Source organism: Kosmotoga olearia TBF 19.5.1, assembly GCF_000023325.1.
GTDB lineage: Bacteria > Thermotogota > Thermotogae > Petrotogales > Kosmotogaceae > Kosmotoga > Kosmotoga olearia.
This window is the reverse complement of record NC_012785.1, coordinates 2,118,920-2,140,257: the sequence shown is the minus strand read 5'-3', so window position 1 is coordinate 2,140,257 and position 21,338 is coordinate 2,118,920. Positions and strand designations below refer to the sequence as shown.

Genomic DNA, 21,338 nt, shown 5'->3' with positions numbered 1-21,338 from the left:
ATTTCCAATAACCTTCTTTTTCGGTTATACTTGACCATGTAGAAGCTTTGTAAACCAATGGAGGAAGTGATTAATGAATCAAAGTATAATAAAAGGAACGCTGGCATTTGCACTTGCCACCATGATTTCAAGAATCACTGGATTACTCCGCGACGCCTTTTTTGCGGGTTACTTTGGCACCTCCAGCCAATATGATGCCTATCTCGTGGCGATTTTAATACCTTTTTTTCTCAGGAAAATCTTCGCCGAAGGTGCTCTCTCAATGGTGTTTGTTCCGCTTTTCGCTGAAAAGAAAAAAAAGTCTTTAGTAGAGGCCTTTAAATTTGCTTCCACTATTCTGATTCTGGTCGTTTCCATTACCGGGGCAATCTCTCTCATTGGGATTTTTTTCTCGGAACCTATATCCGTTACTTTTGCCGGAGGATTCGAGCCCGAGGTAATCGAACTCACAGCAAAGCTCATGAAAATCACTTTTCCCTTTGTCTTGTTGATTTCAACCTGGAGCGTTTTTTACGGGATACTGAACAGTCTCAACTTTTATTTCATTGCCGCTCTGTCCCCTGCATTTATAAATATTTCTACCATTACAGGAATCGTTCTATCCAGATATCTCAACCCTCCAATCCTGGGACCAACGATTGGCTTCATTATTGGTGGTGTAGCTCAACTTACGGTATTGATAATCGCTTCTTCGAAGAGAGGATTCAGGTTCACATTAACGTTCGATAAAGAAAGCGCCAGAGAATTCAGTTTAATGTTTCTGATCGCCATGATTTCTCCTGCAATCACCCAGCTCAATTCGCTGGTTGACACGAGAGTAGCAACAGAACTGGGAAGTGGAGCGGTATCAAGCCTCCAATATGCTATGAGGCTTTACCAACTTCCTTTGGGAATGTTCGCGGTAGCTGTGGCAACTGTCTCTCTAGCAGAACTTTCGAAGTTCGCGGGAGACAACGAACGGGAAGATTTTAAAAAGATCCTGTGGGAAGCCTTCGGAACCCTGATGTTCTTTGTTATCCCGGCAACAATCGGCTTGATGATCCTTTCAAAAGAAATTGTTGCCCTTCTATTCCAGAGAGGGAAATTCACCTTCGAGGATACCCTGAACACCTCACGAATCTTGAGAGCTTATGCTGTTGGAATGCCCTTTTACGGTATCTTCGGCATTTTTTCGAGGGCTCACTACGCAAGGAAAAATCCCAGATTTCCTTCAATAGTAGCAATGATAATGGCGGGTACAAATATCCTGCTGGATATCATCCTGGGGCTTACTATAGGACCTGTGGGAATCGCTTGGGCAACAACCATCGCGGGAATACTTGGAGCGATGATCGTCTCGTTTGGGATATTCAAAAAAATAGGCTACGAAAGCGGCTACATCAGGGAAACACTTAAAATTGCCATTTGCACATCTGGAATGGTTTTTGTGCTGGTGCTTCTGAAAGCTCTTCTGCCTTTCTCCACTCTCTCCAGCTTAATCGAAATAGTGGCAGGTACAGCAATCTTCATGCTTTTGGCGAAGCTATTAGGAGTGAAAGAGCTCGAAGGATTCATGAAGTTTTTGATCGGGAGAAAAACGCGAGGGTAAACAAGATAAGAACACCAGAATCCGAGAGTCTGTCTCCTTGACTTGACATAGTAGGTGAGAGCCGAGAAAGTTGCTTCGCAACAGATACGAATCCCTTCGGGATTGTAACGAACTCCTTCGGAGTTGTTCCGAACCACTTCGTGGTTGTCTCGAACCCCTTCGTGGTTGAAAAAGACTGTCATTCTGGAAATCTTTAATCCAGAATCTTGTTCTTTACATGCTTTTTGAAAATAGCGGTATGTGGCAAGGTACTGCTGTTGTAATGCTGTGAACTGTTCTTTATATCAGTGACGCAGTCGCTCCCAACGTCAGAGCATGCTCCTTGCGCTTCGAAAGCTGACCGCTTCGCATACCTGGTTTATCATCCTGAACTTGATTCAGGATCTATAAATCATAGCCTCTCGAATCTCCGTTCTCGGATCCTATTCCGCCAAAGGCGCGTATCAACTGTAAAGAGCCCTCTCGAGTCTTTAGTCTTGTTTCTCTGGTCTCGAATCAATACCCCCAAGATCTACCAGAACCAAATTATCCAGTGATTTTATGCCAACGAATCCAGATTTCGAGAAAAGATAATAGATCACCTTTTCAAAATTCTTCCCTATGTCTTCCTGAAGTAATCCCGCTTTTCTTTGAAGGTTGTCCAATACACTGCTTCCAACAGGCTTGTTAGTCCATTTAACCTCGCAAACTACTAAAGTATTCCCACAGGTGGCTACGATATCTATTTCTTCGTCTTTTCGCCACCATCTTCCTATCTTTTCAGGTTTAACTATTTTTTCCAGATACTGCTTTGCGATTTTTTCAAAAGTGAAGGAAACAAACTGTGGAAGCGCTTTCGATATTATTTTCATTAAGTAGTCGCTTCTTCCCCGGTAAATAAGTTCTTTGTGAGGATACAGAAATTTGAAATAAAATCTTAGGTATCCATCATCGATAAAATAAAGTGGTGTCCTTCGGGGTTTTTTCAAAGAAAATGGAAATTCTTTCCTTAACAACTTCAAATCCAACAATTTTGCGAGGTAAGTACCTAGTCCTTTGTAAGGTATTTCAGTTAAATCAGAAATCTCTTTTGGCTTAGTTCGTCCGTTTGCAACTGCCTTGAGAATATCGAAATATGTAGCTGGGTCCCTTGAAAATTCTTCGAGAGTTAAGAACCTTCCCTCTTCCAACAAAAATTCACCAGCGCTAAGAACCTTTTCTTTTAACGCCTTGGAGAAATTAGAATAATCACTAAACTCATTTAAATAAAGAGGAATTCCACCTGAGACTGAATACGTTTTGATCCTGCTTTCAATATCCATCTTTTCGAGAAACAAAGAAGCATCAAAGAAATTCATGGGAGACACCAAGTACTGTCCTGTTCTTCTCCCATAGATTGGACTATTTACAGAGAGGGCTATCTTTTCAATCATTCCAACATATGAACCACATAGAACAATAACTACCGGTAGTTTTGAAAATTCTTTATCCCACCATCATTGAAATATAGAGAGAAAGGAATCGTCTTTCTGGGAGATATATTGAAACTCGTCAAAGATGATTGCTTGTTTGGTTTTCAAGGTTCTTACTGCATTAGCAAGAAACTGAAAAAACTCATCCCAGTTGGAAATTCTCAAACTATCCGGGAGATTGAGGATTTCCCTTAAAGGATCCATAAAATTATTCATAAGCTGCCTGGGGCTGGAAAGATCTGCTGTGAAGAAAAGAGGGGAATCGAAAGAATTCTCAAGAAGGTAGGTCTTCCCAACCCGCCTTCTACCATATAAAACCAAAAGTTCTGCCTTTTTTGAATTCATCTTCTTCTGAATAAAAGCTTTTTCGGTTTTTCTATTGATCACAACCGTCACCACTCTTTGTCGAAATTTACTAAATGTATATTTACTAAATTTGCATTCATACTTTATCGCATCAACCGGTTTTCTCCAAAATATAAGGGAAGGGCATGCACATTATTGTTATCGGCTATTTATAAGGCACAGCATACTGTATAAAATCCGAGAGTCCGAGACCCGAGAATCCGAGAATATAACACGTTGCGGGTTACACGTTGTAGGTTGTACGTAAGAATCGAGAATCCAAGAGCGTATGGGGTATAGAGAGACCCTTGCAGAACATGAATCAAGTTCAGGATAACAGGTTAGGGAACAAGTGTCGGGCTAGCAAGGCGAGATCTCCCTGTTCGTCATTTTGGAAATGTTCTATCCAGAATCTTACCCTTTCAAAAATAGGGACAGACACCGAAAAAAGGAGTCTGTCCCTATTTTTTATGGTGATGATAGATATATCTAACCCGGCAAATCCGCAATTGGTGATCGATATGTTATGGGTTACACTTTACGGAATATGTGGACAGTAAAGCATGAGAGATTTCATCTTTAAAAATTCTGATTCCTTAGAATTACATACTAAACTTAGTCTATTTTGAATGAACATTTAATTAAAAAAGAAGCGCATTTTATTGTTTCCAAGATACCTTTACACCTGCCCTGCATAACGCAGGGCAGATTTATTAGTTTCAAAATCACTGATTTATTCAGAAAAATAGCCATGACTGTTGGAGAAAAACTTAAATACACTTATCTCTATGACCTCGATAAAAACGTAATGGATTATCTGAAGAAAGTCAAGAATTTAGACAAAGACGCAGACGACCTCTCTTAACCGATTTTTGACAAATTCACCGTTACATTGTCAGTCTGGTAGAAAAGTTATGAGCTTGATGTCATTCCTCTTTCTTGCTATCTCTTGAAGCTCTGACGTAAACCCGCTTTTAGAAAACAATATATAAAATGGTTCCTTCCCCCGGGAGATCATATCGGTACGTTTTTCAAGAAGATAGAGCGACCTTGTGTCCATGGGATTCGAGGTGAATTTGCATTCACCGGTGATTATTCTATCCTCTGAAATACCCACTATGTCCACATCATTCTTCCTATCCCACCATTTTCCGATTTTTTCTGGAACAAAGGGTAATTCTCCCCTGGCTGCCATCGTATAGGCGGCTTCCCTACATAGGTCTTCGTACACAAGTGGCACCAGAACGGAACGGAACGTGTTTTCGATACTCTTTAACGCTGGGTCTATCTTTCGAATTTCCAGATAGTCTAGAAAGGGAAAAACATAGTGGAACCAGAAATTTAAGAACCTGTCCTTGATCAAATAAATACCTTTCTTTGACCTTTCAGGGTTTTTCTCGGTAACCGGAACCATCCGTTCGACGAAGTCCAGATCTCTCAGCACCTTAAGATATCTTGTAAGATGGCTTGGATTACTGTTGAACGCCGATGCTATTTCCCCTATCCTGTTTTTTCCATCCGCGATCTGCGCTATTATTGACATATAAGTTCCTACCGCGTCCGTTTCTTTTTCAAGAAGGAAAAAGGGCTCCCTGTACAGATAACTGTCCTTATTCAGAACAGCCTCTACGATGAACTTGATAGGATCCTCAAACCTTCTTGCCTCTTCTATGTATTTGGGAATACCTCCAGTGATCGAATAAAACTCAAGGAGCTTTTCCTTATCTCTGAAATCGAAGAATTCACTACAGATCTCAAAGTTCATTGGTTTGAGCAATATCTGTGCGGTGCGCCGACCGTACAGCGGGCTTGAATAATTGAGAACCTGACTGAGCATCATGGTTATAAGAGAACCGCAGAGAATAACCATAGTATTGGATTCCTTCAAATAGCTATCCCAAACCATTTGAAAAACTGACGGGAATGCTGGGTTCACAGTAGCCAGATACTGAAACTCATCTATCACAAGTATTTTCTTTCCTTTTTGCCTTGAAAACATCAAAAACAGACTCTCCCAGTCCAGTGGCTGGTCAAAATTAGAAAGTACCCTATCACCAGTATAATCAAAGAGCAGTCTCTGGAATCTTCTCCGCTGGACAACCTCAGGTTCCTCCGTTGCAAGGAAATACAAAGCTGGTTTGTTTTCAATGAATCTTTCTATAAGAGTGGTCTTGCCGGTTCGTCTCCTTCCGTATAAAACAACGAATGAAGAAGATTTCCTGTATTCTCTTTCAAGAACTGAGAACTCTTCTTTTCTATCTACAAACATACAATCCCTCCCACTCAGATTCTATCATATTATGTTTCAAAACATAATACTGTGAAACATAATACTTCAAAGTATATTTTCTGGGATTACTCGGATTCGTAATTTTTCACTGCGAAATAAGCAAAACATTGTCCTCAACCGTACCAACTCATAACTAAAATACAAAAGGAAAGATTTGTTTTGCTGAGTCCCCAGAAACTGTTATGATACTAATAGACAGCTAAGCTTAAAAAGTAGGGAGATGTTTGGATGAGGAAAGCTTTACTTTTGTTGTTTATCATGTTGGCTTGTTTAGGTTTCGCAGCGGATTTCTTTATCGAGTCAGACCAGCAGGTGTTTTTAATAGGTGATTTCACCGAGTGGGAACCGGTTCCTCTGGAAAAGGCTGCAGGCAGTTGGTGGTATCTGTCAGTGAGCTTGGACAACGGGACCTATAATTACTATTTCACTGATGAATCTGGTAACCGCCTTATTGATCCTTTCAAAGAGACAACAAACATTGAGGGTAAAACCTTCAACATTTTCAGGGTTGAAGATCTTGAACCCGCAACCCACAAAATATGGGATAGAGAATATTTTAATCCCGTGAAGCCGGGAGAATTTTACTTGAGCGTCTCAGGAAAAGAAGAAGCTTTCACTAAAGCGTTCATCCACATAAATGGCGCAAAATTAGAAATGCCGTTTTTGAAAAACTCCGGAAATCAGGACTATTTCAGAATCCATCTAACTGATTTGCAGAACCTCGAATACTATTTTGAACTGCTCGGCAACGATAAAAAGCTATTTTTGGGCGCCAACGGCGTTTCAGAACAATCCGTTATTCCTTTCAGATTCACCCCAGACAATCTTCCTGTAAATTATTTCGACACACCAGAATGGTCGAAAGGAGCAGTGTATTACCAGATTTTCCCTGAAAGGTTCGCAAACGGTGACCCTTCGAATGATCCCGAGGGTTCACAAAATTGGTACGCAGATCCCAAAAGCGCCAACCTTGGTTCCGATGGTTTCTTTGGCGGAGATCTTCAGGGTGTTATCGATCACATGGATCACCTGAAAGACCTTGGGATAGATGCCATCTACTTTAACCCTATTTTTGAGAGTGTCTCGAGTCACAAGTACGATACCGCGGATTATATGAAAATCGATGACAATTTTGGGGATTACGAACTCTTCAAGAAAATGGTGAATGATCTATCTTCATCCGGGATAAGGGTAATCCTGGACGGAGTATTCAACCACACTGGCGACGAATTCAGGGCATTCCAGGATGTTAAGAAAAACGGCAAAGATTCCCCCTACTGGGATTGGTATTTTATAAAAGGAAATAAACCGAGAAGGTACAAGGGACACGCCATGAACTACATCGCCTGGGGCGGCTACGCCGATATGCCGAAATTGAACGTTCTAAATCCAGAGGTACAGGAATACATCGGCAAGGTAGCTGAAAAATACGCCAAAGCAGGCATTTCAGGCTGGAGACTTGATGTTGCTGGAGAAGTCGCTCCAGAATTCTGGAAGAACTTTTTCCGCCCCACTGTCAAAAGTATGAACAAAGAATCTATAATCGTTGGGGAAATCTGGGGAGACTCAAAGGTGTATCTGCAAGGAAACATGTTTGACTCTGTTATGAATTACCAGTTCAGGGATGCAGTTATCGAGTATGTTGCAAGACCGATGCATTCCGCGAAAAAATTCGCCAACATGACTGGGTTTTATCTCAAAAGATATCCACCCCAGGTTCTGCATTCTCTATGGAATATGCTGGATAGTCACGATACTGAAAGAATGCTTACAACACTTTATGGTGACATAGAGCTTTTCAAAATAGCCGTAGGCTTGCAGATGACTTTTATAGGTTCCCCGGTGATCTACTATGGAGACGAAATAGGCATGACAGGAGGAAAAGATCCTGATAATCGAAGACCTATGCCGTGGAAAGAAGAACTCTGGAATAAGGATATCCTCGAATACTATAAAAAACTCATTAGCTTCAGAAAGGAATATCCTGCTCTGAGGAAAGGTTCCTTCGAGATCATCGCCACTGATGGAACTTTGATGGCTTATAAAAGAACGTTAGAAGATGAGGAAATCATCATTTTTGCTAATCCTGGAAACGAAAAGGCAACCTTTTCCGGATCACTACCAGGTCTTTACCATGAACTATTTACCAATACCCAGATGGAGATCAAAAACTTAGAAGTTCCAGCTAAAAGTTTTCTCATTTTCAAGCGGATACGCTGATATTTTCTAAAAAGAATTTCGTGCCTGACATATCATATAAGGATGACCTGGAGCAATTCTGCGATCGAGTGATTCAGATCGGTTGAAAATTTTTATTGCTCTAGCAAAAGCCACTTCCATAGAGGAAGCAAAGTTATCTTCTTTCCTTCTATTTTTAACTCATCCTCAAGGTCGTCCGTTATGAGAATTCTTTCAAATTCCTTGCCTGGAAAGTCTACAAGTCCTTTCAGTTCTCTGTCTCTCAGGTCTTTTCTTTCGATGTTAGACATGGTCACATTTATAGCAACGTTTCTTTTCCTTCCTAGAGCTATGAAATCCACCTCTGTTTCATTATTCCTCCAGTAGTTAACTTTGTATCTCCTTCTAAGCAATTCGATAAAGACAACATTTTCGGCATCACGACCAAAATCATCTGTGAACGGTTTTACAACAGCTTTTCGGAGCCCCGTATCCACTGAGTACAGCTTTCTTGGACGTTGAATAGATTTCTTTATGGAGTTACTATAAAGGGTTAGTTCGAAAACAATATAAGCCTCTATTAAATGGGACATGTGCTCTGATATCGTGTTAGTAGAGGTCTTACCAGAAACCTGTTCAATAAGTCTCTGAAGCTGGCGATAGGTCATAAGATTACCACTATTTTTCAACGCGTACAGCGCTATTCTTTTCAGCAGTTGCACATCTCTAACTCCCCAACGTTCAACGATATCCCTGTAAATCATGTCATCGAAATAGGTCTCAAGAATCTCCATCCCTTCATCTGGTCCATAATTAAGCAAAACTTCCGGAAATCCCCCTGTTTCAAAGTACGAAAAGAGCAGATTCTTTATTTGATCCTTCTTCGCATAAAGTGATAACTCATCAAAACCAAATCCCCGAGAAGCAACAAAATCTCTGAATGAAAAAGGATAAAGAGTAAGATCTATATGTCTTCCTGTAAGCAAAGTGCCCAATTCTTTAGAAGATAGTTTTGAGGATGAACCAGTTATGAAGAACTTAGCTTCACCTATTTCTCTGTAGGTTTCAACCCATCTTTCCCATCCTGATATTCTCTGAGCTTCGTCAATGAATACAATAGCCTTTCCAGAAGGATTTACCCGTTGCCTATAAAGCCTATACAATCTCTCTAACAATTGTGGTGAACTCTCTTCTTGCGCAAGTGATACATCTTCCAGATTTATAAAAAGAAACGAAAGGGGATCTCTTGATCCTCTGAGGTCATTGTAGAACACTTTTAATATCGAAGATTTACCAGCACGTCTTGGTCCCTTTATTATTTGAACCAGGTTTCCTGAAAAGTATCTATGAAGAAACTCAACTTCTCTCCTTCTAATCAGATCCGGTATTTCGCCTTTATCCCAGTAGTTCCAGCGAATTAAAACAGAAAACAACTCTTGATCTGTCATATGCGACACCCCTAAGTTGAATAGTATACTGTTCAGATTATATCATAAATTGAATAGTATACTGTTCGATTAAGCGTTCAGGTGTCTCTCATCGAACATCCCTAAAAAATCCTGTCAGCCAGCTCCTCCAATGCTGTTAGATTAAATTGCGATCCTATGAAAATGAATTTGTTAATTGAATTTGAAGTATGTTAATATTGACGCGGTAATAATGTTTAACGCGATTCAAATTATTTGTTTAGTAACTTTGGAGGGATTGTGGTGAATAAAACTCGCTATATACTCATAGGAATCCTTTTGCTCATTTCCACTTTCACATTAGCCGAAAAGCTTTTTACTCCCGAGCAGTTGAGAGAGGACTTAGATTTTCTTGTCTCCAAAATTGTTGAAGAGTATTACAACCCCTGGCTCAAGGTAGATAAAGATGTATTCTGGAATCTTGTCGAAGAGAAAAAAGCTCAATTAGACCATGATATGACACGGTCGGAATTCTACATGATAGCTGCTCCATTAATAGCCATTCTTCACGACCAGCACTCCATGTTATATCCTCCGTCGGATGTCGAGATTAAAGTTTTCCCCTTCAGATTGCGCCGGGTAAACGGGTATGCCGTGGTGGTTGATTCAATCTGTGATTTGCCAGTTGGAGCCATTGTTACAAAGATCAACGGTATTCCGGTTGAGAATGTTGTTGAAGAGCTGGAGATTTATGGTATTTCTGAAACCGGAGAGAGTAGATTGAACTGGTTGGTTAATTACTTCTTCCAATCTTTACCTAAGTGGTGGGGAACAGAGGAGTTCGAAATCACCTATCTTTATGAAAATGAAGAAAAGACGCTGAAGATTGAATCTATCTCCCCAAAAGATTATAAACGGACCTCTCAACCGGTAAGAAAGAGAAGTCCATCATTTGAACTGTACGGTTCTATTGGTGTCTTGAAAGTTCCAAGTTTTAATGGAGAGTTTCAACAAGAAATAATAGACAGGATGGAAGAAGCTCTGGATAGCCCCATTACTGATCTGATCATAGACGTTCGAGGCAATACAGGAGGGTGGTCCGCGCTAAGTTTGTTGAGATATTTTGTAGATAAACCAACTAAACTGGCCATAGGTATCGGGGTGAAATCTTATACCAAGGAAGGAGTTAAATACGCTATTTTAGATTATGGTGTGAATGTGTATCCTGCGAAAAAACGGTTTTCTGGAAAGCTGTGGATTTTGACAGATGAAGATGTGTTTTCCGGTTGTCTCATGTTCCTTGGTTTTCTAGTCAGAAAAGGCATAGGGACAATTCTCGGAGAAAGGTCCAGTGAAACCGCAAACTTCGGATTTAAACAGCATGGATACTTACTACCAAACACAAAATGTAGAGTGAAGTTATCAAAAGAAAGGATTTTTCTTCTTGAAGAAGGAGAGCATATAGAGCCGGATATTCCCATAAACCTGAACCTTGAGGAAAAAATATCCTGGCTAATTGGTAAAGCTGATCCCATGCTTGATAAAGCCCTTCAGATTGTCAAAGAGGCGCAGAAAGGGGGTTATTCTACTTCCGAATAATCCTGAATGGCTACGTATATCCTCAAAAAATAAGACATCCGGTTTTCAATGAAAAGAAAAAACAAATGGTAAATTATAGAAAATTACAGAATTCGGATATAAATCCATATATTTGATTGTAGTTAAGTATTATATGCTATTCAAAGGGGTCCAGGTGTTAAAAGGACCCCGTGTTTTGTTGATATAATCCAATTAGTTAGTCCAGTTTACTAATTTATTCGTTAACTTGAAACTGATTCATTGGAGGAGTCTATGCTTATACTGAAACCCAAAGATACACGAATTAAAAACGCTATTACTTTACTTCATATTTTATTGAAACAGGACGGCATTTCCAGAGTTGAGCTTTCGAGGATTACAGGGTTAACTAAGACGACTGTATCATCTATCATAAAGGAATTTTTAGCCGCTGGAATAGTTGAAGAATCCCCGACAAAGCCAAACGGAAATGTCGGTAAAACACCTATCTCTTTGCATATCAAAAAGAACGCTGTGTACACATTGGGAGTCCATCTTGGAAGACACAACATAAAAACGGTATTAATGGATGCCAGTATGAAAGTACTGATGGAAAGCAATGGATTATCTTATAAAAAAAATGATCCAGACAGTGTTCTTGAAAAGCTCTATCTGGATATTAATCATATTATGGAGAAAGCAGAAAAGCATGGGATTAAGGTTGGAGTTATAGGAATTGGAATCCCTGGTCCTCTTGATCCCGAAACTGGTGTTATAAAGTGTCCACCGAAATTTGAGGGATGGATAAATATTCCGCTTGGAGAGATCATACAAAAAAAATACAAACTGCCTGTTTGGATAGAAAATGATGCGAATGTAGCTGCACTTGCGGAAAAGTGGCACGGTGGCGCAAAGTATCTAAAGAATTTCGTATACATACTTGTGAATGAAGGAATTGGAGCCGGAGTTGTAATTAATGATGAACTTTATCAGGGAACCCATGACTATGTTGGAGAAATAGGCCACAGCTTATTTTATGTTCATGGGCAATTTAAATATCTCGAAGATCTGTACGGAGTAGATGTATTGACAAGCCAAATAAAGTCATGTGGATTGAATGCACACAGTATTGAAGATGTCGCGAATCTTCTCAAAGCTGACAACAAAATTGTATATTCCATTGTACGCGATAGTGCCAAGTGGCTTTCTATTGTCGTTCTTAATGTCATACATTTATTAAATCCTCAGGCCGTCTTTATTGGTGGGACAATGGCAGCATTGGGTAATTATCTAATCCAACCGGTAAAAGAAATAGTCTCTCAATATTTATTTGGCGATCAGGAAACCGACGTGAAACTTTCGGAAATTTCAGACAATGCCGTGGCAATCGGAGCCGGAATTTACGCTACTGCAAAATGGTTAGAGGCCAAAAGTATCGAACATGTACATCATTAGGGACAATCTTTTTTTAATACCCCATAAGGGGAAATCTTAAAGGGGAGGTAGTGTTATGAGAAAGTTCTTTGTTCTTTTGATGATTCTTTCAATGGCCTTTGTCGCATTCTCAGCAAATCAACTAGAAATATTTAGCTGGTGGACAGGCGGTGGAGAAGAAGAAGGCTTGCTGGCGCTCTTTGATGTCTTTCACAAATACTATCCCGATGTAGAAATCATCAATGCTACAGTCGCCGGGGGTGCTGGTACAAACGCTAAAGCCGTATTGAAAACAAGAATGCTCGGTGGGAACCCACCTGATTCTTTCCAGGTCCACGGTGGTATGGAACTTATCGATACCTATGTGGTTACAGGAATGATGGAACCGATAACTGATTTACTTGAAGAATGGGGAATAATCGATAAGTTCCCGGAAGATATTCTCAAAATCTGTAGTTACAAAGGTGAAGTTTACTCTATCCCTGTCAATGTTCACAGAGGAAACGTTGTTTTCTACAACAAAGCGATTCTCGAAGAGGTAGGTATTGAAAAAGTTCCTTCTACGTGGCCGGAATTTATAGAAGTCCTGAAAAAAATTAAAAAAGCAGGTTATATCCCTCTGGCATTAGGTGACAAGAACAAATGGACTGCAACACATTTATTCGAAGACATACTTCTTTCAACTCTTGGCCCGTACAACTACAACGGTCTCTGGAATGGAAGAACCTCCTTTGAGCATCAAGGAGTAAAGGAAGCTCTGGAAATATTCAAGGAACTTATGAATTACGTGAACCCCAACCATGCTTCTCTCACATGGCAGGATGCCACATTGCTCGTGTTTGAGGGCAAAGCTGCTTTTAATGTGATGGGAGACTGGGCTGAAGGATATCTGAAGACATTGGGTTGGACACCGGGTAAAGAATTCGGCTGGATGGTAGTTCCCGGAACGAAGGGTTCTTTCATGGTCGTTACAGACACCTTTGGGCTCCCGAAAAATGCTCCTCACAGAGAGAATGCCATCAAATGGCTAAAGATTATATCTTCCGTCGAAGGTCAGGATACTTTCAACCCAATCAAAGGATCGATTCCTGCTAGAATCGATGCTGACAGAAGCCTTTACGATGACTATTTGATCTGGTCCATGGACGATTTCGCAACAAATGCCCTCTGTCCGTCGATCATTCATGGTTCCGCCGCTCCTGAAGCCTTCGTCACTGCCCTCAACGATACTATCAACATGTTTATAACCAGAAAAGACGTTAAAAAAGCGCTTAAAGAGATTATTTACGCCGCTGAAGACTATCTAGAATAAAAATAAGGAGGCCCCTCTGGGGCCTCTTTGTTCACTTCACATTAGGGGGTGAAGCCTATCAAAGGATCAACTCGACGGAAGTTAACAGGATTTCTGATTCTGCTGCCAACGATTGTGTCACTGACCATTTTTGTATACATATTTATAGGCTGGACTGTAAGAGTTTCTTTCTCGAATTGGAACAGCTTTTCCAGACTCCTAAGGGGTGAATATAGATTCGTCGGCTTAAGAAATTATCTGAGGCTTTTTGAAGACCCACGTTTTCAGACAGACTTATGGAATACGCTCTACTTTACTCTCTTTTTCATAATCGGTTGTCTATCGTTGGGAATAATCCTCGCTGTTCTTGTGGACAAAGGGTTAAAAGGTTCAAGGGTATTTCAAAACATCTTCTTATTTCCAATGGCCATTTCCTTTGTTGTTACCGGTACTGTTTGGAGCTGGATTTTTGCGCCGGGAATTCCGCCTAAATACCCGCAGGGGATAAACCTGCTTTTCAAAATGCTCGGACTTGAAGCTTTGCAGTGGAAATGGTACACCAGCACCACCTCATTTCTACATTTTAACGTTGCCCTAATTCCAGTAATAATAGCCGCCATCTGGCAATTATCAGGTTATACAATGGCTATGTATCTGGCAGGATTGAGAGGAATCCCACAATCACTGATTGAAGCAGCCAAAGTTGACGGTGCTTCTGACAAGCAAATTTTCTGGAAAATTAAATTTCCGATTTTGCGTCCAATAACCCTAAGCGCAATGATAATCCTCGGCCATATTTCCTTGAAGATCTTTGATCTTGTTTATGCTATGACCGGAAGTGGCCCAAATAATGTTACTGATGTACCTGCAATTTATATGTTTGAAACTACATTCCGGGCAAATAGATATGCTACCGGCTCTGCCATCGCCATTATAATGCTTGTAATGGTAGCAGTAGTGATAGTACCGTACCTTATTTCATCCATGAAAAGGGAAGTGAGCAGATGAAAAAAATAAATGCGACCTTAACATATATTCTTTTACTCATCTTCGCAGCTTTTTTCTTAATGCCAATATATGTTCTATTCTCAACCAGTTTTAAGTCACTGACAGAAGTGAGTCTGGAAAGACTGTGGTTCCTTCCTACCAAACCTTCTCTTTACGGTTTTATAAAGGCTTTTCAGAAGCTTTCTCCTAATCTAAAGAACAGTTTTATTCTCGTGATACCCGCAACGATAATTTCGGCTATGGTGGGATCAATAAATGGATACGTACTGTCAAAAATTAAATTCAAAGGATCTGACCTGTTATTTACTTTGATACTCTTTGGAATGTTTATTCCATATCAAAGTGTTCTATTTCCCCTAATCAGATTCCTTCAAAGGATAAATCTCTATGGTTCCATCTGGGGATTGGTCCTGGTACACATCATATATGGTCTTCCAATAACAACGTTGATTTTCAGAAATTATTATGCTGAAGTTCCTTCAGAACTCATAGAAGCTGCTCACATAGATGGTGCGGGAATTTTCAAAGCATACTGGAAAGTCCTTTTCCCGATTTCTATACCCGGATTCGTTGTGGTAATTATCTGGCAATTCACCAACATCTGGAACGAATTCTTATTTGCGGTTACGGTTACCAGCGATCCCACTAAACAACCAATTACAGTTGCCCTGGTAAATCTCGCAGGAAGTAAAGTCGTGGAATGGAATGTTCAAATGTCAGGGGCACTTTTAGCAGCACTCCCAACTCTTTTGGTGTACACCTTATTAGGTAAATATTTCCTTAGGGGTCTCCTTGCCGGTTCTGTAAAAGGGTAAGGAGAAATCATAAAAAACTTCATCCAAAAGCGGATTATCACCGATTCAAAGGATGTTTTTTTGTTTCACCAATGGTGAAATAGGGTTGTTGTGTTTCGATTAAAGATCCACGATCTTACCAGGATTGAGTATGTTGTTCGGGTCAAATATCCGTTTTATTCCTTTTATCAACCTGATCTGGGACTCGTCAAGGATTATAGGAAGGTATTTCTTTCTCTTCAGACCAATACCGTGTTCACCGCTGATACATCCCCCCAGATCTCTGGCGAGCTCATATAATTCAATCAGTGCAGGTTCCAGATGTGCTTTCCAGTACTCTTCCGTTCTATCACCTTTGACAAATGTCACGTGAACATTCCCGTCGCCGGCATGACCGAAACTCAACATCTCAAGGCCGTGTTTCTCAGCAATCTTTTCCGCACCTTTTATGAGTTCCGGAATTCTTGCCATGGGAACAGAAACATCTTCCATACAATGAACCGGACTGTACACCGAAAGGGCTTCTGCTATCGACTTTCTCACCTTCCAGAGCTTTTCGCGAGTGTTTCTGTTATCCGCTACAAATACCTCCAGCGCTCCCTCTTCCAGGCAGATATCTCCTATCCTTTCGTAATCGTCAGAAACAGCTGTTTTGTTGTTGCCCTCCACTTCTATTATGAGGTGTGCTCCCGCATCACTGTACGGAAATTCTATATTCAAAAACTTACATGTAGACTGTATCGAAGATCGATCCATGAATTCCAGTGAAGAAGGCATAGTACCGGATTTAACCATGAGTTTCGGAACAGCGTCTATGGCTTTCTCAACAGATTCGAAGGGTGCCAACAGGGCAACAGAATATTTTGGTTTTGGAAGCAGTCTGAGAGTGATCTTTGTAACTATACCCAACGTTCCCTCAGAACCTATCAATAGATGAATCATATCGAACCCGGTAACATCTTTTATCCTTTTTCCGCCAAACTGGACTATCTCACCGGTAGGAAGTACAACCTCAAGGGCGTACACATGATAACCGGTCGGGCCATATTTTAGGACCTTGTTTCCTCCGGCATTTTCAGCCACATTCCCACCTATTGTGGAACTATCGCTACTGCATGGATCTCCCCCATAAATAAGGCCGTGCCTGTCAGCGAGTTTCTGAATTTCATTGGTTATAACACCCGGTTCAACGGTTATCATCATGTTTTCTTCATCGAACTCGATTATCCTGTTCATCTTTTCCAGCGAGAGTACAATTCCGCCACTTGGCGGGATAGCTCCTCCCGAAAGCCCCGTTCCTGCCCCTCTTGGCGTTACGGGTACTTTGTATTGATTCGCCAGTTTCATGACACTGGAAATTTCTTCTGGAGTCAGGGGAAACAGAACTATCCCGGGCATCGAACCTTCGAGTTCAGCCGTTTCATCCCGGGAGTATTTCTCGAGGAAATCTCTTTCGAGTTTCATTCTATCTCCAAAGATCTCTTTTAGACTGTTAAGCAACTCTTCTTGTATCTCAATCATCTTACTTTCTCTCCTTTCAGTGCTTCCAACCGCTTTAGAATGGTCTCAAGGATTTCAGACGCATCACCCACAAGACCAATATCAGAGAAATCGAATATCGGTGCGTTTCTGTCTTTGTTTATCGCCACTATCACATCTGATGTCTGCATTCCAGCTATGTGCTGTACAGCCCCGGATATTCCGGCAGCGAGATAAACCCTTGGTTTCACGGTATGCCCGCTGAGTCCAACCTGACATTCGTGCCCTATCCATTTAGAATCAACGATAGGTCTAGAAGCACCCACTGAACCGTTGACAAGCTTCGCTATTCTTTTCAACAGCTCCAGGTTCTCGGGCTTTCGCAGCCCTCTACCGCCGGATATGACTATTTCTGAATCCTGTATGCTTTTCATCTCTGAAGGGGTGCCCTTAAATTCAACCAGTTCCATCCGATCGATCTTCGAGAAAAAAATGGGATGGATCTCGCGATATTCGCGCGGCCCATCATATTTTTCTTCCAGTACCGAAAAGGTTTTTGGTCTTACGGTAGCCATCTGTGGCCTATGGGCTGGTGTTTTAATCATAGCCATGATATTTCCACCGATCGCCGGCCTAGTTTGAAGGAGGTTTCCTGTTTCAACTTCGATATCCAGACCGGTACAATCTGCCGTCAACCCTGTACCAAGAACACCTGCAAGCGCTGGCATAATCGTTCTCCCGGTAGTGGTGGCTGGTGCCAGGATTATCTCTGGCTCAGCTTCTTTGGCAAGCTTCTCAAGGGTTTCAAGGTAAGCCAAAAAATTAAACCTCTGAAAAACTTCATGGACAGCCGCTATAATCCCATCGGCACCGTAACGGTACAACAACCCTTTCTCGGTTTCAGTCATCGTTCTTTCACTTAATACGATCACCCAAACCATGAAGTCTCCAGCTTTTTTAGCAATTTCCCTCGCTTTGCCCAGTAATTCGTAGGTACTGGAATGAATTTCGTCGTTTCTTCTCTCCGCTATAACCCATATATCCTTACTCATTTTTCTACCTCCAAAAACGGCTTGAGCAGTTCTATCACTTTGTCTATACCTTTATTCAAATTCTTCCCCTCGTACATCTCAACCGTTCTTGAAATCTTCGGCGTGCTGATCTTCACCACTCTGGTCGGCGAACCTTTCAACCCTACCATAGCGGGATCTATCCCTGTCATGTCGCAATTGAGCACCTCTATCTTCGCTTTTTTGGCCTTTTTCTTCCCTGAAAGTGTCGGCAATCTCGGTTCGTTTACATCCTTTGTAACTGTAAGCAAACAGGGAAAACTGACCTTCCACTTTTCTTTTCCTTCTTCCACCTCTCGTTCTGCCACAATACCAGACTCAGAAACGTCACATATATCAGACACATAGGATAATACAGGTATCCCCATGAGAGCTCCCACTTCAGGACCAACCTGTCCGGTTTCTCCATCGATAGATTTTTCTCCCGCGAGTATTAAATCGAAATTACCGAGTTTCCATAGGGTGGCCACCAGGGTTCTGGCAGTAGCATATGTATCCGCTCCGGCAAAACGCCTATCGCTAACAAGCACAGCGGTATCTGCTCCCATCGCTATGGCTTCCCTTAAAGCTTCCTCAGCCACCGGAGGTCCCATTGTGACCACCGTTACTTTAGCACCGTTAGTTTCCTTTATTCTGAGAGCTGCTTCTAATGCGTGCAAATCCAGGGGATTTATGATATTTTCCAACCCTTCTCTTATCATGGTTCCCGTCTCAGGATCGAGTTTCACTTCATCTGTATCGGGTACCTGTTTTATGAGTACGGCTATATTCACCTGTTTCTCCTCCTTGGAATTTAATCAGATTGCTTTATCAAGATATTCTTATGAAATCGCTGTAGTACATTTTCAAACGATACGTTTACACATATCACGATTTCAATTACTGATTCGCTGAATCAAAATATCAAGCACTTTATCAATTTCTTTTTCAGAGGTAATTACGACCGGTGCCCTCGATAGCATAGAAATCCTACTGCTGGTATTAAAGGTGAAAACCGCGACAACAATGCAGTTGTGTTTATTGAAATCTCGAGCAGCTTTGAATTCTTCTCCCATTGTCGAAGCACGATAAACAATTGGTTTGCCTCCAAGCATTTCTACTTTTTGGGCAAAATCTTTTGCAACCTGTTCAAACTCCTCGGAATAAGCGATTCCCACATATTGATCATTTAGCACTCCATACTTTGTTCTTTTCAGCGTAACCGTAGCAAAATTTACAGGATCTTTTAGTTGTGGAATGTATTCGAGCGGTTCATATCCAGGTTTTTCTATGATCACTTTCCCCGAACTCTGGATTAAATCAAGAAGTTTCCCATCTTCAGAATATACCTGAATAACCTCGACATTTTGTTTTCCTGAAAAAGTCACAGTTAGTTCCTTCGTGATTGAACCACTGCTGAGTGTCAACGTTACTTTATCTTTTCCCATGTAAGGAACGAAAATATAACCGTTCCTCACCGAGATAAAATCATTGCTGGAAATAATTTTTGGAATGCTTTCTAATCTGTGTTTCCCCGCGTAAACAGCATACTCTACACGAAAATAGCTTCCCACTACTGCTGGTGCAACAGTTGGAAGGACGCGAACCCATATTTCTGAAGCCCTTGGGGAATAAATTATGGATTTTCGATACATTTTACTCCTGATACCTTCCTTTGAAACAGCATAAACGACAAGTTCGTATCTACCTGGCGCAATGTTTTCTGGAACTATAAACTTCACCGATAATCCATTTTCGTCAATAACTCTTTCAAGGGGTGTAGAATTCAAAAAACCTGATATTTCAGTAAGTGGTATATCAGAGGCAACAGCAAATTCATTGCTGATTTCTTCTGCTGTATCGATTGTTAGTTTCGGGATCTTTTGACTGAAGAGCTTTATTATCGCATCTCTGTACGCCAGCGCCTCTTTTCGAAGATTTTCTTCATTCATCAACCATTTTTCCCGTTCCGCATTAGACATTAGACACGGTTCTCCAAGGACTGCAGGAATTTTCACTGTTCTCATAAGGTAAACATCACCCGGTCCCGGATTGCCTTTTGTGCCAACGTATTTTTCAAAGCTATCTATCAAATAATCTGCAAGATTTCTTGCATAATCACCGGAAAGGGTAGAGTAATAAACTATAGAAAAGTCAGCCTCCGGAGAAGTTTCCATGTAGTTGTGATGAATGCTTACAAAAAGATCCCCCTGAACAATGTTTGCAATTTCAGCCCTTCTCTTCAAAGAAACGGTAGTATCTCTTGTACGTGTCATAACAACAATTGCTCCTTCTTCTTCCAACATTTCTCGAAGCATCAAGCCAACCTTTAGATTTATGGTAGCTTCATCTATATGAGTCGCTATGGCCCCTCTCTCGGTACCGCCATGCCCCGGATCAATTACAATGATCTTATCATCAAGAACTCCGGACAAATACATAACTGAAACCAGCAAAAAAACTAAAACACTGAGTTTCTTCATAAACACACCTCCCAAGGAAATTCCCCTAAGGACATCTTTCACAACTCGATTGAGTCAGCAATAACTCCAAATCGAACTGTCAAAGATGACCAAGGGATAGATAAAGGACGCCCTGTAACGGGCGCCCGGTATGCTTATTACTGCATCAGGTATAAAATGATATTTGCGAGAAGCATCTGAACCATCGGTTCTTTAAAATTGATAGGAAGGAAGAGATCTTCACCAATGTAAATTGTATTATGCGCTTCGATAATCGCACCATTGAGATCCGGCATATGGCTTGGCAGAATCTTATCATCGTTGAACCATTCACCAAGAACTTTTCCGCCTTCGAGTGTCTTAACAACCATAACCCAATGTCTTGTTGTTGGTATAAATTCGTCCAAACCTTCCCAGATTGGATGGTCAGCTGCTTTTTTAATGTAACCGTGCGCTGGCGGTTTCCAGGCAAAGGAGCTATAGGATATCTTTAGCTCATTAGAAAGCCCGAATACATCTGGATTATCAAACTTACTATTGTTATGATCTCTGAAAGATACCTGACTAAGCGCAAGGACCTTTCCACCCTCAGAGATGAACTTTTTAACCGCCTCAACTTCAAGTGGTGAGAGTCTTCTGGTATCACACAGTATGAGAAGTTTTACCTGGTCAAGATTATATGTTCTTGTGAATTTGACGACGGGATCACTTTCTGGATTGGCGTAAAGTTCGAGATCTCTATCAAATATCGGAACAGCTTTATAACCGAGACCATTTACAAAATCGAATATATTCTTCATCAACGCTAGATAATCCCAGTGATCCCCTGAAAAGCCCAGTTCAGCAAACCAGCGTGCAGAATAATCGCTCATAACAACCCCAACCACTGTTCTTTCAACCTTTGCGTCATCGGCAAAAGCCACAACGCTCACTACAAGCAACATGACCATAACAACACTAACAAGCAGCTTTCTCATGATGTACCCCTCCTTTTTGAACCCAAATT

17 protein-coding genes are annotated in these 21,338 nt (G+C 41.1%); 8 read left to right on the top strand and 9 right to left on the bottom strand.

Going from position 1 to position 21,338, the window contains the following annotated elements:
* Positions 1-73: 73 nt before the first annotated feature.
* Entirely contained in the window at positions 74-1,588 is a 1,515-nt protein-coding gene (gene murJ / locus KOLE_RS10155) for a murein biosynthesis integral membrane protein MurJ (RefSeq protein WP_015869332.1), read from the top strand.
* Between the two features lie 470 nt (positions 1,589-2,058).
* Here murJ and KOLE_RS10150 read toward each other — a convergent pair whose 3' ends face one another.
* Positions 2,059-3,000 carry an ATP-binding protein gene (locus KOLE_RS10150; protein WP_202795096.1) on the bottom strand — a complete coding sequence of 314 codons (942 nt, stop codon included), beginning with the start codon at positions 2,998-3,000 and terminating at the stop codon, positions 2,059-2,061.
* 63 nt (positions 3,001-3,063) lie between these two features.
* Positions 3,064-3,426 (bottom strand): AAA family ATPase, encoded by a 363-nt coding sequence (locus KOLE_RS11700; protein ID WP_201030072.1) that lies wholly within the window; start codon positions 3,424-3,426, stop codon positions 3,064-3,066.
* A gap of 583 nt (positions 3,427-4,009) precedes the next feature.
* Between KOLE_RS11700 and KOLE_RS11540 the strand changes: the two genes are divergently transcribed.
* Positions 4,010-4,249 carry an aminoglycoside 6-adenylyltransferase gene (locus KOLE_RS11540; protein WP_148208040.1) on the top strand — a complete coding sequence of 80 codons (240 nt, stop codon included), beginning with the start codon at positions 4,010-4,012 and terminating at the stop codon, positions 4,247-4,249.
* A 30-nt stretch (positions 4,250-4,279) separates the two neighbouring features.
* On the opposite strand, the gene KOLE_RS10145 is transcribed toward KOLE_RS11540, so the two are convergent.
* On the bottom strand, positions 4,280-5,653 hold the full coding sequence (locus KOLE_RS10145) for an ATP-binding protein (RefSeq protein WP_015869331.1): 1,374 nt from the start codon (positions 5,651-5,653) through the stop codon (positions 4,280-4,282).
* A 249-nt stretch (positions 5,654-5,902) separates the two neighbouring features.
* Between KOLE_RS10145 and KOLE_RS10140 the strand changes: the two genes are divergently transcribed.
* Positions 5,903-7,894, top strand: a complete 1,992-nt coding sequence (locus KOLE_RS10140; RefSeq protein ID WP_015869330.1) for an alpha-amylase family glycosyl hydrolase — start codon at positions 5,903-5,905, stop codon at positions 7,892-7,894.
* A gap of 92 nt (positions 7,895-7,986) precedes the next feature.
* Here KOLE_RS10140 and KOLE_RS10135 read toward each other — a convergent pair whose 3' ends face one another.
* A complete protein-coding gene (locus KOLE_RS10135; protein WP_015869329.1) occupies positions 7,987-9,300 on the bottom strand; it encodes an ATP-binding protein in 1,314 nt (437 codons plus the stop codon).
* Between the two features lie 261 nt (positions 9,301-9,561).
* On the opposite strand from KOLE_RS10135, the gene KOLE_RS10130 reads away from it, so the two are divergent.
* The 5 genes from KOLE_RS10130 (at position 9,562) to KOLE_RS10110 (ending at position 15,363) form a co-directional block, all read left to right on the top strand.
* A complete protein-coding gene (locus KOLE_RS10130; RefSeq protein WP_015869328.1) occupies positions 9,562-10,857 on the top strand; it encodes a S41 family peptidase in 1,296 nt (431 codons plus the stop codon).
* 252 nt (positions 10,858-11,109) lie between these two features.
* Positions 11,110-12,270 carry an ROK family transcriptional regulator gene (locus KOLE_RS10125; RefSeq protein ID WP_015869327.1) on the top strand — a complete coding sequence of 387 codons (1,161 nt, stop codon included), beginning with the start codon at positions 11,110-11,112 and terminating at the stop codon, positions 12,268-12,270.
* Positions 12,271-12,325: 55 nt separating this feature from the next.
* Positions 12,326-13,561 carry an ABC transporter substrate-binding protein gene (locus tag KOLE_RS10120; protein WP_015869326.1) on the top strand — a complete coding sequence of 412 codons (1,236 nt, stop codon included), beginning with the start codon at positions 12,326-12,328 and terminating at the stop codon, positions 13,559-13,561.
* A 48-nt stretch (positions 13,562-13,609) separates the two neighbouring features.
* Entirely contained in the window at positions 13,610-14,548 is a 939-nt protein-coding gene (locus KOLE_RS10115; RefSeq protein ID WP_015869325.1) for a carbohydrate ABC transporter permease, read from the top strand.
* The gene (locus tag KOLE_RS10110) at positions 14,545-15,363 is read left to right on the top strand and encodes a carbohydrate ABC transporter permease (protein WP_015869324.1); all 819 of its coding nucleotides are present in this window, start codon (positions 14,545-14,547) and stop codon (positions 15,361-15,363) included. The genes KOLE_RS10115 and KOLE_RS10110 overlap by 4 nt, the downstream gene beginning before the upstream one ends.
* 99 nt (positions 15,364-15,462) lie before the next feature.
* Here the strand turns inward: KOLE_RS10110 and KOLE_RS10105 are convergent, their stop codons facing one another.
* From KOLE_RS10105 to KOLE_RS10085, 5 genes are all read right to left on the bottom strand, one after another.
* Positions 15,463-16,863 (bottom strand): FAD-binding oxidoreductase, encoded by a 1,401-nt coding sequence (locus tag KOLE_RS10105; RefSeq protein ID WP_015869323.1) that lies wholly within the window; start codon positions 16,861-16,863, stop codon positions 15,463-15,465.
* Positions 16,860-17,873, bottom strand: coding sequence for an electron transfer flavoprotein subunit alpha/FixB family protein (locus KOLE_RS10100; RefSeq protein WP_015869322.1), 1,014 nt, complete (start codon positions 17,871-17,873; stop codon positions 16,860-16,862). The genes KOLE_RS10105 and KOLE_RS10100 overlap by 4 nt, the downstream gene beginning before the upstream one ends.
* Positions 17,870-18,664 (bottom strand): electron transfer flavoprotein subunit beta/FixA family protein, encoded by a 795-nt coding sequence (locus tag KOLE_RS10095; protein WP_015869321.1) that lies wholly within the window; start codon positions 18,662-18,664, stop codon positions 17,870-17,872. The genes KOLE_RS10100 and KOLE_RS10095 overlap by 4 nt, the downstream gene beginning before the upstream one ends.
* Positions 18,665-18,766: 102 nt before the next feature.
* Positions 18,767-20,353 carry an N-acetylmuramoyl-L-alanine amidase family protein gene (locus KOLE_RS10090; RefSeq protein ID WP_015869320.1) on the bottom strand — a complete coding sequence of 529 codons (1,587 nt, stop codon included), beginning with the start codon at positions 20,351-20,353 and terminating at the stop codon, positions 18,767-18,769.
* 137 nt (positions 20,354-20,490) lie between these two features.
* Positions 20,491-21,309 carry a type 1 glutamine amidotransferase family protein gene (locus KOLE_RS10085; protein ID WP_015869319.1) on the bottom strand — a complete coding sequence of 273 codons (819 nt, stop codon included), beginning with the start codon at positions 21,307-21,309 and terminating at the stop codon, positions 20,491-20,493.
* Positions 21,310-21,338 lie beyond the last annotated feature (29 nt).

Coding starts and splice junctions, on each gene's coding strand:
- KOLE_RS10125 (WP_015869327.1), top strand. CDS start 11,110: ATGCTTATACTGAAACCCAAAGATACACGAATTAAAAACGCTATTACT.
- KOLE_RS10090 (WP_015869320.1), bottom strand. CDS start 20,353: ATGAAGAAACTCAGTGTTTTAGTTTTTTTGCTGGTTTCAGTTATGTAT.
- KOLE_RS10100 (WP_015869322.1), bottom strand. CDS start 17,873: ATGAGTAAGGATATATGGGTTATAGCGGAGAGAAGAAACGACGAAATT.
- KOLE_RS10110 (WP_015869324.1), top strand. CDS start 14,545: ATGAAAAAAATAAATGCGACCTTAACATATATTCTTTTACTCATCTTC.
- KOLE_RS10140 (WP_015869330.1), top strand. CDS start 5,903: ATGAGGAAAGCTTTACTTTTGTTGTTTATCATGTTGGCTTGTTTAGGT.
- KOLE_RS10120 (WP_015869326.1), top strand. CDS start 12,326: ATGAGAAAGTTCTTTGTTCTTTTGATGATTCTTTCAATGGCCTTTGTC.
- KOLE_RS10135 (WP_015869329.1), bottom strand. CDS start 9,300: ATGACAGATCAAGAGTTGTTTTCTGTTTTAATTCGCTGGAACTACTGG.
- KOLE_RS10105 (WP_015869323.1), bottom strand. CDS start 16,863: ATGATTGAGATACAAGAAGAGTTGCTTAACAGTCTAAAAGAGATCTTT.
- KOLE_RS10145 (WP_015869331.1), bottom strand. CDS start 5,653: ATGTTTGTAGATAGAAAAGAAGAGTTCTCAGTTCTTGAAAGAGAATAC.
- KOLE_RS10085 (WP_015869319.1), bottom strand. CDS start 21,309: ATGAGAAAGCTGCTTGTTAGTGTTGTTATGGTCATGTTGCTTGTAGTG.
- murJ (WP_015869332.1), top strand. CDS start 74: ATGAATCAAAGTATAATAAAAGGAACGCTGGCATTTGCACTTGCCACC.
- KOLE_RS10150 (WP_202795096.1), bottom strand. CDS start 3,000: ATGATTGAAAAGATAGCCCTCTCTGTAAATAGTCCAATCTATGGGAGA.